Consider the following 12,001-nt stretch of genomic DNA (forward strand, 5'->3'; position numbering starts at 1 on the left):
CCGGAATATTCGGATTCGGTTTCGTATTCATGGTGTTCGCCGACCAACTCACCGACCAGCCGGAGAACAGGCATATCCCCGACCAGGTCCGGGTGGCCGCCCGGCAACTGCCCGGCGTCGACGATCTGATCGTCGCCGTCGTCATGGACGCCACCGGCCGGCAGTGGTGGGCCGTCGCCGACCGGTACCTCCCCGAACTGGATCCCGTACGCCTTCACGTCCCCGCGGTACCACCGGCCGAATGGCAGATTCCCGGCACATTCGACGCCTCACTGTGGACCGCCGCGCTCGCGCTGGACACAACAAACCACCCCCACCTAATGCGGCTGCGGACAGCACCGCGGCCGAATACGTGACTCCGCTGACTATTGCCGGTACGCACGTCCCGGAACTGGCCACAGATCCGGCAGAGCCGAGACGGGCCTACCGTCGATTCCCGTAGCCGAGTGCCGCTACAGTCGGTGAATTGGCGGCCAGCGTAGTTCGAGGAGTTGGTATGGACGGTGCCAAACGAATGGTCGGCCCGATGTCACTGGTGTGGGCACTCGGCGTCCCGGTGGCTGCCGTAGCCTTCATGACAAGTGCACTGTACCTGGGGGCGGCAATAGCACGGTCTACGGGTTCGGAAGCCGCTTTGGCGCTATTTCTTCCGGTCAGCGCGGTACTCGGCTCAGCGGCGTGGATTGTCGTACTGGCCGCAGCTTGGCGGATACGCCGACAGTATGTACGACGCGCCGGGACCACAGTGTCTGCGACGGTGGTCGAGTCCGATCTAGGGCGAAAACACAGTCACAGTCCGCTCAACTTCGATCTGTGGCGGGTCCGGGTCGAAGTCCGCTTTCCGCACCCGGAAACGGGGAACGATGCCCGTGTCCGTAAACAGTACTCCTACCCTCAATTCTTTGGGGCACGAGCACGCGCACTGGTCGAGCGGCTCGGCACCGGCTCCCCGGTTCCCGTGGTAGTACACAAGAAATCCGTGCTACTCGACATACCCAAACGTCCTATCTGGGCCGACATCTGGTGACTCGGAACCCATGCGGCACAGCGAAGCGCTTCACCCCATGCGTGCGCGAAACCTCGATTCGGCTGGCAGGGAGCCGTGCATTATTCCGGCAGGTATTTGCTCAACTGCTGGGCTACCCGCTGGTTGGCTGCGCAGAGCCCGTCGCCTTTGGCTTCGCCGGGCTCCCGCCGAACCGACAGCGATGACCACAGGAAAGCCATCCCATCTGACAGCTCGATCCCGATGTGGCAGAACCGCTGACGCTCGGGATCCAGGTTTACGGTGAATTCAGTGGCCTTTCGTGAGTCGATGTCGGCGGGCCCGATCGGTCGGTAATGCTGATATCGGGGGTCGGTGCCGAACTCTTCCAGACCGGGAGAGCCGTAGTAGAGCCAGAAGGTGAACCACTCCTCGTCGGTGGCCTTCCATGTGCAGCCGGTCCAGTCTTCGAAATCGACGCCGTCCGTTCCTGGACGGGCAGATTCCGGTTTCAACCCGGCTTCGGTGAGCGCAGTGTCCGGGATGTCGCATGGATCCGCACTGGTATCTTCACCGTTCCCACATCCTGTGCCCAGCAGGACGCCGACGCTGAGCACCAGTGCAGCGAGACGGTCGTTCACACCAACCATGACTTCCCTTCCGGGTATTCGTCCAGGTCATCGGGCCAATCACTGGGACCGACCACCAGTTCCCGGCCTGCCCTGGGGCGCTGCACAGGGGCCGGAGGAGGCATGGGCGGAGGAGGTGGCGCGGGCGGAGCAACACCCCAGTTCCACTCGTATGCCGGAAGCGCCTTCAGCTCCGGAACTTCCGGTGGCAGGGGCATGGCCAGACGCTCGATATCACACCATCGGCATTCACCAGCAGCGACCCTCACCGCATAAGCCTTCAATTCGGGTGAGGATGCCGGACTGTCGGCCATTCGTTGCAACAGGGCCTCGGTGACCGGAATCCGCTCACTCCAGAGCTCGGCGAGTTCGGTGCGCTCGAGGCGCAGACGCGCCGTTTCCAGATCGCCGACGGCGTTCAAGACCCGGCGAGCGACGGCCTCCATCTTGGGGTCGAGATCGGACTCAAACATAAGTACCTCGGCAGGTGACGCTTCCGTGCGGACGGATGAACGTGCGATGGCATCGGGAGTTCATCATGTCGCCGCTTGCCAGGGTTGCTGTCCTGAGCCGATCTCGTAGGAATTCTTCGGCCGGTTGAGCGTATCTTCTGCGTGTGCGATCGAGTTGATATCGTTGACGAGCGCGGCCTTCTTCGCGGCATCCGCCACCGCGCCCGTCACCGGCTCCATCTTCTGCTGGACCCATTCTTTCCCTTTACCAACCGGATCGGTGACGAACTGCAGAAGTTCGGTGATACGGTCGCGCAAGTGCTCGATTTCCCGCTTGATATCGAGCACCATGTCCACAACTTTCCAGATCTTGGTGCTGAGATCGATGGCTTCGGCAATGGTACCGATGACAGGGATCTTCTTTGCCACGAACTTCAAGACATCCTTGACGCTGCGGAATTCGACCATCGACACAATCATGTCTTTGAGCTTTTCGCAGGCCGTCCGGATACATTCGCGGATTCTGTCGGAGATGACATTGAAGAGGTCGCAGATGACCCGGCCCGTCGGGCCCTCCCACTTCATCGCGGCGATCTGCGTACGCGCCCAATTTTCGAATGCTATGGCAGCTTGCCCGTTCCAGTTCGGCCCGACCTTGCTGAGTCCGTCCTCGAGGTTCGCCCCCAAGGCCTCCATGCCGTTTCCGGCTACCTTGTAGGTTTCGCCGATCCGGCGCAGTTCGTTCCAATTCACCGTGATCGGGTTGAGAACCGTCTCGAGTATATTTATCTCTTCGCCCGCCATCCGGGTGACATCCTTGATGGCGTCGTTGACATCTCCGAGCACACCCGTCGTCTCGGAGATCAGGTCCGCGAGCTCCGGGGGTGCCGCCGACGGAGGATCTGTCTTGATGATATTGGGCTTCCCATACCATATCGAAGCGTAGTAATCCTTGACCACGCCCGGGTTTTCGAAGCTCGAGTCAACCGCAACCGGTTGGCCGGTATGCATATCAATGGTTGCCGCATTGAGCGCCTCGTAGGTCTGCTTATCTCGCTCGTGATAGAGCCATGCTGCGTTGTTCAGCTCGGTACTGGTGGATAGGTTCGTGCCCGATATACCAGACAGCCGGTTCGAGGTGGCTTCGGCTGCGAGTGTGAAGGGCTGCAGCAGCGGCTGGAAAACCTCGCCGCCGAATCCGGCAGCGCTGACGAGGCAATGCTCCCGTGTCAGCGCCACGATTCGGTATCCGTCGTTGGCGATCTCTTCCATCGCCTTGCTCAACCCAGCCAGGTGCTGGGGGTCTGCTAGAAGGTCTTCTGGCATGGTGGCTCTTTCGGATGGGCATATTCGCTATTGCGAATGTTCCTGCGAGGCGCTGGCGTTCTATCGTCCCCACGTCGGCCGGCACGGGCGCTACTTGGTGGAAGCGACCGGCTGATCCGCGGGCGAGGGATCCGGCGCGACACCGTCGTGCGCGACCAGCGCTTCTTCACGGCCCAGTGTCGGGCCCGACGCCAGCAGGCCGATGATCGGCCAGGGCGCGGGTTCGGGTTTGTCCGGCATACCGAGTGCCTTCACCGCGTCGGCGTTCTTGATGCCGAAACGTACGCCCGTATCGGCGATGTAGAAGATGCTGTCCTTACGCCGGCTGTCCGGTTCGATACCGGTGGTCTGCACGTAGGCGCCGGTGCCCGGCGGGATATAGGTCGAATCGACGTTCTGGCCCGATCCGTCGGCCTGCGCGAGCGGGACCAGTTTGGCGTTGTCCTTCATCGGCAGGCTCACACCGGTGATCAGCTGCAGTTCGGCACGGGTGCCGGTGTTCTCGCCCGCTTCCGGGATCGGTTTCCACGACAGGCAGCTCACCGGGAGGTCCTTGGCCTCGAGCACGATCGGGGCCGTCGCCGGGTAGGTCTGCACCCGCAGTGCCGCGGAAACCGGCGCGTGGGAACGCTGGGCTTGATCGATGATGAAATCGCTGGACGTCTGCGGGTTCGCGTTGCGAATGATGTCCGCGGTCAGCGGGGAGACCTGCTGCAGACCGTCGGCGAGCACCACATAGAACTCCTGTGTGGTGCCCACCTGCACGACCTCGCCGATACGGTGGTCGTTGATCTCGTAGTCGGGGATGCCGCCGGGGTCGGCGATGGGCGGCGCGATGAGCGGCAGCACCTCGGGAATCGCGTTGATGAGACCTTCGCTCACCGGGCGGGGGGTGGCGCCGGTGATGTTCAGCGCGTCGGTGACCGGCCGGTCGCTCATATCGACCCGGGCGCGTTTGTTGTCGTAGACCAGGTAGGTGTGCTTCTCCCCCTGCACCAGCAGCGCTCTACCGGGTTCCATGGCCGAGGCCTTCGCACCGAGTTCGAGATCGCCCGCGAGCACCGAGGTGGTGCGGTCGGAGCTGCCGTCGTTCTTCATCTCGTCGCAGACGGTCCACTGCCGGCCCTTGCCCTCGGAGTCGTAGTGGATCGCGCTCGGCGCACCCGGGATACCGATCAGCGGGCCGCGTGCCTTCTTCCCGACCTCGGACTCCTTGACAATCGCCGCCTTCGGCGCGTCACCGGCCGCCAGCCGCGCGGAGGCCAGGTTCAACGCCGGATGCACGACATCGTTGAGCACGACATAGACGGCGCCGGATTCCTTACCGATGAGAATCTTGTTGTCGCCCACTTTGTCCTGGGGGCGGAAAATCGCCAGCACACCACAACCCGCCAGCACCACGATCGCCAGCACCAGACCCACCACATACGCACGCACCTGGGAACGCATGGGGTCGTGCAGCATTCGCACGTCACGCCGCACCAGCGCATGCTCCATCCGGCGCACCAGAAAGTTGTAGCCGCTGATCTGCCACCGTGTTGTGGGCTTTGAAGGCATCGTCTTCCCCCGAACTGTGCTCGTGCTCGCCGAACACAGTACAGTTCCCGGGGACGTAGTTCAGCTCGGCCGCCGCGAACAGGCCGACACCGGGTACCTGGGGGACTCTTATGGCCGTGCCAGCCACAGCGGGACGCAGGCGCAACCTGTTGTTCGGGCGTATTTCCATGCCGAACCTGCTCATCGCGCAGGTCCTCGCACTCGGCGCGGCGACGATCGTCCTGTTCCTCGGGCTCGGTCCGTGGATCGCGCTGGGGGTCGCGGTCGTCACCGGGCTGATCCCGCTGATCCCGATCGGCCGGCGGGTACTGCTGGACTGGATCGGCACCTGGTGGAGTTACCGCGCGCGCCGGGAGTACCGGATCGGCGACAGCGACGATTTCCGCGGCCCCGACGACCGCTCGCTCGGCCTGTATTGGGACGAGAGCCGGGTCGTCGCCGTGATCGAGGTACTGCCGCCGCCCGGCGGGCTCACCCGGATCGACCGCACCGCGGTGCACGCCTCGCATCTGCTGCCGATGGCCGAACTCGCGACCTGCCTCGCCCAGCACGACATTCTGCTCAGCGGGATCGACATCATCAGCCACGGGCACCGCAGCCGCTCCGGCACGCCTGCGGGCCCCATCTACGAATCGCTGCTGGGTCCGCTGCCGGCGACCGCGCATCGCACCGTCTGGCTGGCGGTCGGGTTCGATATGGTCGATTGCCCCGGTGCCGCGGCCCGGCGCGGCGGCGGCGACGAGGGCGCCGCGCGTTCGGTGACCATCGCGACCCAGCGCATCGTGCGCACCCTGGAGGACGCGGGCTGTGCATCGCGTGTGCTCACCGCCTCGGAGATCCGCTCGGCCGTGCGGCAGGTCCTCTACGGCGCCGACGCACGGGCCCTCACCCACCGCTGGCGCTACGCCGAACTCGGCAACAGCGTGAACATCGGCGCGGCGATCGACCCGACGCAGCTGGGGTCGGAAATCCTGTCGCAGCTGTGGGTTGCGGAGTCGCGCGGCACCACGGTGGCGGTGCGATTGCGCCCCGGCACCACGGCCGACACGGTGCATATCGGCGCGGCCTGGCGGTCCACGCTGCGGGAACTGCCGGAGAAGACGAAAACGAAGGGCATGGTGTCGGTGCACGGCCGGCACCGCGAAAGCCTGCTCGCCCATCTGCCGATCGGTATCCCGGATCTGGAGGATGTGGTGCCGACCGCCGAGTACCCGATCGAGGTGCTGGACGCGCTCGCGCTGCCGTCGTCGGGCTGCGGCCAGCTGATCGGCTCCGACGACGAGGGCAACGGGGTGGCCTTGCGGATCATCGGCGCCGGTATCTCCGCGGTGTACGTCGCCGGTGAGTTGTATCTGGCGCAGCAGCTGGTGTTCCGGGCACTGGCGGTCGGGGAACGGATCCTGGTGCGTACCGACCGGCCGCAGGCCTGGTACCAGCTGATCGAGACGATCGGTAACCCGGAACGCCTGATGCTGGCGGTGGAAACGCACCAGTCGGACGCCGGGTTCACCGCGACGGTCGTCGACGGTGTGCTCGCGCCCGCCCCGCACGCCGGTATCACCACGATCTACGTCACCGGCGACCCGATGGGCTGGCCGGCCACCAAACCGGACCTCTCGATCCAGCAGCCCGGCGCGATCGGCAACCGGGTGGTGCTGCGCACCGCGACCACCCAGATCCCGCTGAACCTGGTCTCGATCCCGCGCGAACACACCTATATCGGCGAACCCCGCACCCGCCAGCCCGCACCCCAGTCGCGACCGGGCCCCGCCCGTCCCGGCCCGGCCCGGCAACCTCAGCACCGCTGAGGCGCGCGGCGCCACCGAAGCGGCCGGCGCTTCCCCGGGCGCCGGCGGGTCCACAGCCGGTCAACCCGGCCGTAGGCCTGTCGGGCCGGGATTCACCGCCCGAATACGGTGTTCAGCACCTCCGCCAGCGTCCGGTTCATCGGCACCACAACTCGCCGGTGCACCCAGCCGATCGGGCGGACGACCAGCACGCCCCAGACCGCGGCCAGTGCCCGCAGAACCGGCCGGATCGCGTACCGGTAGACGAAAACACACGGTACGACGATCAGCACCCGGACCACCGCGGTCGCGCCGCGCCAGCCGTACGACGCGATGGCGACGATCAGCATCCCGCACGGCCGCAGCACCCAGCGCTCCAGCAGGCGCAGCGGCCATACGACGCACCAGCGCCACAGCAGGACGAACGCGTACAGCACGGGTCGCACTACCCGGCGCCAGAACCATTCGGCGGCCACGACGCACGCGTACAGCACCGGCCGCAGTACATACCGCCACAGCAACACGAGCGCCGGCCGCACGGCCCGCCGCCACAACCACTCCTCGAGAGCGTGCCGCAGCGGACGCAACACCCAATTCAGCAGGAACGCGCCCAGCGGCGTGAGCACCATCCCCCACAGCACCTGCTGTAGAAGCCACTCCCACAGCACATCTTTCAGAACGAACCACAACGGCCGCAGCAACCAGTGCCGGACGAAGCGGCCGGTCGGCGCCAGCACTCTCTCCAGGACGAACACAGCCGTCGCGACGATCGCCCGTCCGCACAGCTTCACTGCTTCCCAGACCAGCCGCACCGGAACGAGCAGCACCACCGCGAACGCGCGGGCCACCCATTCCCCCATCGATACCGGTCGCCGCGGCTCCGGTGGATCTGCCGAATTCATCGAATCCTCCTCCCACCCGGCATCATATGCTGCGGCTCAGCCGGGGTAAGGGTCGTTTCCCCGGGCGGCGGCCAACGCGTTGCCCCACCAGGCGAGCTGGGTGAGCATACGGTCGGCGGCATCGATGGCGGGGCCGTTATCGGTGTTCCCGTCGGCATCGAACTGTTTGCGGGCGCGATGAAAACTCACCGATTCGCGCACCGAGACCATATGCACCTCCGCGACCACCTGGCGCAGCTGTTCCACCGCGCGCAGCCCGCCGGACAGACCGCCGTAGGAGACAAATCCGATCGGTTTGGCGCGCCATTCGTGTTTGGCGCTGTCCAGTGCGGTTTTCAGCGAGGCCGGGTAGCCGTGGTTGTACTCCGAGGTCACCGCGACGAAGGCGTCCGCGGCCGCCAGCCGCTGCCGGAAACGCGCCGTGACCGGAGTTTCGGCCAGGTCCGGCGGGAGCGGGATGTCCAGGAGATCGATCACCCCGGTGTCGAATTCCGGGCGGCTACGGGCCGTGCGGACGAACCAGTCGGCGACCACGGGCGCGAAGCGTTCGGGCCGGATACTGGCGACGATCACCTCTAGTCGCAGCGCGGTGTGCACCGCACGAGCCTAGCCCGCAGCCCTCGGCGTCCGGCGCACCGGAAGATCCGGCCAGGTCCCGCCCGGCGCCACGGACCGGCGGTCAGGGCAGTTCGAACGGTAAGGCGACGCCGGCGTGCACCCGGCAGTGTTCACACGTTTCGGTATCGGACACCGCGGCGACGGCATTGTGGACGAGTTTCTTGAAGGGGCCGATATTGCGTTCGAACTCCGCGAACACATCCGCCGCCCGCACACCGTCACCTTCGCTGACCCCGGCGTCCAGATCGGTGACCAGGGCGATCGCCGCATAACACATTTCCAGTTCGCGGGCGAGAACAGCCTCGGGGTAGCCGGTCATATTCACCAGATCCCAGCCCTGCGCCGCGTACCAGCGGCTCTCGGCGCGGGTGGAGAAACGCGGGCCCTGGATCACGGCCATGGTGCCGTGTGAGTGCACGTGCACGGCGCTGTCCGCGGATTTCACCGCGACCGCGCGTAGATCGGAACAGTACGGATCGGCGAAGGATACGTGGATACCGTTCGAGTCGAAATAGGTCTGCGCGCGGCCGGAGGTGCGGTCGACGAGCTGGTCGGGAATCACCACGGTGCCCGGACCCCAGTCCGGGCGCAGGCTGCCGACCGCGCAAGGCGCGAAGATCCGGCGTACCCCCAGCGAGCGCAGTGCCCACATATTCGCTTGGTAGGGCACCGTATGCGGGGAGTACTCGTGGCGCGTACCGTGGCGCGGCAGGAACGCGACCGGACGTCCCTCGACGGTGCCGACCGCGATCGGGGCGGCCGGGTCGCCGTACGGGGTGCGCACCGCGACCTGGTCCGCGGCATCGTCGAAGAAGTCGTAGAATCCGCTACCGCCGATAACCGCCAAGGCGGGTCGCTCGTGGGAAGACATAGTGTCGATTCTCGCGCGGCCGGGCCGCGGGCGCACGGCCGGCACCTGACAGAAACCCCGGGCGACTGTACCCTGTGGGGGTATATACGGTCTACCGACCGGCACAGAGGAGACACCCCGTGACATCCGATCCCACCCCTGCGGACCCGGCCACCGGCACGGCGGCCCACACCCACCACGGCTACATCACCAGCAAGGACGACTACCTGAAACGGCTACGCCGGATCGAAGGTCAGGCGCGGGGCCTGCAGCGGATGGTCGAGGAGGAGAAGTACTGCATCGATATCCTGACGCAGGTCTCCGCCATGACCAAGGCGCTACAGGCCGTCGCGATGGGGTTGCTCGAGGATCACCTGAGCCACTGCGTGGTCGACGCCGCTGTCGCGGGCGGGCCGGAAGCCGAGGCCAAGATCAAAGAGGCGACCGACGCCATCGCCCGCCTCGTCCGTTCCTGAGCCGCGGCGACCGGACCGTCACGGCAGTACGGCACCGTCCCGGCCGATGGCCGCGCGGCGCCACCGTACGCGGAGAGATACACGGTTGTGCGCTGCCCGACGCGCCCTCGGCCGGACGGGACCAAGGCATCCGGGGTACATCGAGTCCCACGGCCGGGGCTCGGCGGTGCGCCTATCGGCTGTTCTGGGTGAGCAGCGGCGCGAGCGTGCGCAGGGTCGCGAGGTAATCCTCGCCGAGCGCCTGCAGGGCCAGGTGGTCGGCGCCGGCTTCGATATGGGCGCGGACCTGCTCGGCGACCTGCTCGGCCGACCCGTGCACGGCCAGTGCGTCGAGCAGGCGATCGCTGCCCGGTTTGGCGATGTCCTCGTCGGTGTAGCCGAGCCGCTTCAGATTGGTGGTGTAGTTGCGCAGCCCCAGATACATGTCGACCACCGAGCGTCCGGTGGCGCGGGCGCTTTCCGGATCGGTGTCGAGGACGAGTTTCTGTTCGGGAACCAGCAGCGCGTCGCCGACGGTCGTGCGGGCCTGCTCGGTGTGCTTCGGCGTGGTGAGATAGGGCAGCGCACCCGCGGTCCGGTCCGCGGCCAGTTTCAGCACCTTGGGCCCGAGCGCGGCGAGCATCCGGCCCGCGACGGGGACCTTCGCGGCGTCCAGCTCGTCGAGGTATTCGACCAGCGCCTCGTACGGGGAACGGTAGGGTTTGTTCGCTTCGGGATGACCCACGCCGATACCGAGGATGAACCGCCCGGGGAACCGCTGCTCGATCCGGTGGTAGGACTCGGCGGTCTCACCTGCCGGTGCGGTCCAGATATTGACGATGCTGGTGCCCACCTTCAGCGTTTCCGTCGCCGCCAGCAGATCCTCCACCACCGGCAGGTCGGCGGTCGGGGAACCACCCAGCCAGAGCGCCCCGTAGCCGAGGCTCTCCAGTTCGGCCGCCGCTTCGGGAGTGAACAGCTTGAAGTAGCGCCATACACCGTAATGTCCGAGATCGATAGTCATAACAACCGCAACCCTCTCGTCGACCGGGCCATTCCGTCACCGACCCTATCCCCGCACACTCGCCGGCCACCGGCACCGGATCTCGCACGGCACCGAGTTGTGGCTGCTTCTTACCGCCCCCGGGGGTTTATGCGCGGCTCCAGCCAGGACCGATTCCCACGGTCGCCCCGCGTCTGCGACCGGATCGACCTGGCCCGGCCGGTCGGGGATTCGTGTCTGCACGCGGCGGCGATTCGCAGCCACACCGGAACAGACCACCTCGACATCGCGCGGCGGCCGGCCCGAGTGGTCTCCTCAGTTGTTCGCGCGCATCGCTGCGGCGGCAATACCCTCAACCGGCTCCGCAGCAGCCCTCCGGCGACACCGACCGCACCTCCCGGGTCTGCGCATTACGGGCGGCCAGTTCGGACTCGGCCGGATAATCCACTGCCACCAGGCTGAGCCCGTGCGCCGGCGCCACCGTCACCGAACTCGAACGCTGCCGTTCGTCCAGTAACCCTGCGACCCATTCCGGCGTGCGCCGGCCCTCCCCCACCGCGAGGACCGCGCCCACCAGGCTGCGCACCATCGACCAGCAGAACGCGTCCGCGCTCACGTAGGCGTCGAGCCGGTGGCCGTGACGCACCCAGTCGTACCGCTGTAGCTCCCGGATCGTGGTGGCGCCTTCCCGGCGGCGGCAGAAGGCGGCGAAATCGTGCAGGCCGAGCAGGGTGTGGGAGGCAGCCTGCATGGCCTCGAGATCGACCGGCCGGCAGCCCACCACACTGCGCGCGGACAGCGGGTCGGCACCGAAGGGCGCGGTGGTGAGACGGTAGACGTAGTGCCGGCGGATCGCCGAGAAGCGGGCGTCGAATTCGACCGGGACGGAACGGATTCCGGTGATCCGGACGTCCTTGGGCAGGAACTTCGCCATCCGGTGGATCAGTTTGTCCGCGTCGATATCCGCCGCCGTATCGAAATGCGCGACTTGACCTTCCGCGTGCACACCGGCGTCGGTACGCCCCGCCACCGTCAACTGCACCGGCTCCCGCAGTACCTTGCCCAGCGACTCTTCCAGAACCCCTTGCACGGTCCGCAATCCGGGCTGCCGCGCCCAACCGGTGAAATCGGTGCCGTCATAGGAGATATCCAGCCGGAAGCGCGCCGCGGGCGAGGCTGCCGCATTCTCGCCCCCGGGTACCGGCGTTTCCGCCTCACCCGCGGGCCCCGGCGGGATGTCTCCCCGCACGCCCGCCCCGGCCCGCGGTTCGCGCTCGTTTTCGCTCACCAGTTCATCCTCCGGAAACGGGACGAGCCCGCCCCCCCGGTTAGGGGGGGGGGGCTCGTGGACGAAACCCGGGCGCGGGCGGGCACGGGCGGCGAAATTAGCCATGTGGTGGGGCGTGTACACCGCCCCGGGGTAACGCGGCCGGGGCC

At 66.7% G+C, this 12,001-nt stretch carries 12 protein-coding genes; 3 read left to right on the top strand and 9 right to left on the bottom strand.

Annotated features, from left to right (window positions below; all coding sequences use genetic code 11):
• On the top strand, window positions 1-356 hold a 356-nt coding region (locus QH276_RS11975), incomplete at its 5' end, for a hypothetical protein (RefSeq protein ID WP_280406730.1).
• 751 nt (window positions 357-1,107) lie between these two features.
• Here QH276_RS11975 and QH276_RS11980 read toward each other — a convergent pair.
• From QH276_RS11980 to eccB, 4 genes are all read right to left on the bottom strand, one after another.
• Window positions 1,108-1,626, bottom strand: coding sequence for a DUF3558 domain-containing protein (locus QH276_RS11980; RefSeq protein WP_280397432.1), 519 nt, complete (start codon window positions 1,624-1,626; stop codon window positions 1,108-1,110).
• Window positions 1,623-2,087, bottom strand: a complete 465-nt coding sequence (locus QH276_RS11985) for a hypothetical protein (RefSeq protein WP_280397433.1) — start codon at window positions 2,085-2,087, stop codon at window positions 1,623-1,625. Before QH276_RS11985 ends, QH276_RS11980 begins: the two co-directional genes overlap by 4 nt.
• A 63-nt stretch (window positions 2,088-2,150) precedes the next feature.
• Entirely contained in the window at window positions 2,151-3,392 is a 1,242-nt protein-coding gene (locus QH276_RS11990; protein WP_280397434.1) for a hypothetical protein, read from the bottom strand.
• A gap of 90 nt (window positions 3,393-3,482) precedes the next feature.
• Window positions 3,483-4,949 carry a type VII secretion protein EccB gene (gene eccB, locus QH276_RS11995; RefSeq protein ID WP_280397435.1) on the bottom strand — a complete coding sequence of 489 codons (1,467 nt, stop codon included), beginning with the start codon at window positions 4,947-4,949 and terminating at the stop codon, window positions 3,483-3,485.
• Window positions 4,950-5,059: 110 nt separating this feature from the next.
• Between eccB and eccE the strand changes: the two genes are divergently transcribed.
• Window positions 5,060-6,757: a type VII secretion protein EccE gene (eccE, locus tag QH276_RS12000; protein ID WP_280397436.1), complete on the top strand. Its 1,698-nt coding sequence runs from the start codon at window positions 5,060-5,062 to the stop codon at window positions 6,755-6,757.
• Between the two features lie 92 nt (window positions 6,758-6,849).
• Here eccE and QH276_RS12005 read toward each other — a convergent pair whose 3' ends face one another.
• The 3 genes from QH276_RS12005 to QH276_RS12015 form a co-directional block, all read right to left on the bottom strand.
• Complete coding sequence (locus QH276_RS12005; RefSeq protein ID WP_280397437.1) at window positions 6,850-7,638, bottom strand: hypothetical protein; 789 nt, start codon at window positions 7,636-7,638, stop codon at window positions 6,850-6,852.
• Between the two features lie 36 nt (window positions 7,639-7,674).
• Window positions 7,675-8,235, bottom strand: coding sequence for an NADPH-dependent FMN reductase (locus QH276_RS12010; RefSeq protein WP_280397438.1), 561 nt, complete (start codon window positions 8,233-8,235; stop codon window positions 7,675-7,677).
• 82 nt (window positions 8,236-8,317) lie between these two features.
• Entirely contained in the window at window positions 8,318-9,127 is an 810-nt protein-coding gene (locus QH276_RS12015) for an S-methyl-5'-thioadenosine phosphorylase (protein WP_280397439.1), read from the bottom strand.
• Between the two features lie 119 nt (window positions 9,128-9,246).
• On the opposite strand from QH276_RS12015, the gene QH276_RS12020 reads away from it, so the two are divergent.
• Entirely contained in the window at window positions 9,247-9,582 is a 336-nt protein-coding gene (locus QH276_RS12020) for a metal-sensitive transcriptional regulator (RefSeq protein ID WP_280397440.1), read from the top strand.
• A gap of 172 nt (window positions 9,583-9,754) precedes the next feature.
• Here QH276_RS12020 and QH276_RS12025 read toward each other — a convergent pair whose 3' ends face one another.
• The gene (locus QH276_RS12025) at window positions 9,755-10,585 is read right to left on the bottom strand and encodes an LLM class F420-dependent oxidoreductase (RefSeq protein WP_280397441.1); all 831 of its coding nucleotides are present in this window, start codon (window positions 10,583-10,585) and stop codon (window positions 9,755-9,757) included.
• A 331-nt stretch (window positions 10,586-10,916) separates the two neighbouring features.
• Window positions 10,917-11,801 carry a tRNA pseudouridine(38-40) synthase TruA gene (gene truA / locus QH276_RS12030; RefSeq protein ID WP_432278570.1) on the bottom strand — a complete coding sequence of 295 codons (885 nt, stop codon included), beginning with the start codon at window positions 11,799-11,801 and terminating at the stop codon, window positions 10,917-10,919.
• Window positions 11,802-12,001 lie beyond the last annotated feature (200 nt).

Source organism: Nocardia carnea, from assembly GCF_029869215.1.
Taxonomy (GTDB): Bacteria; Actinomycetota; Actinomycetes; order Mycobacteriales; family Mycobacteriaceae; genus Nocardia; species Nocardia carnea_B.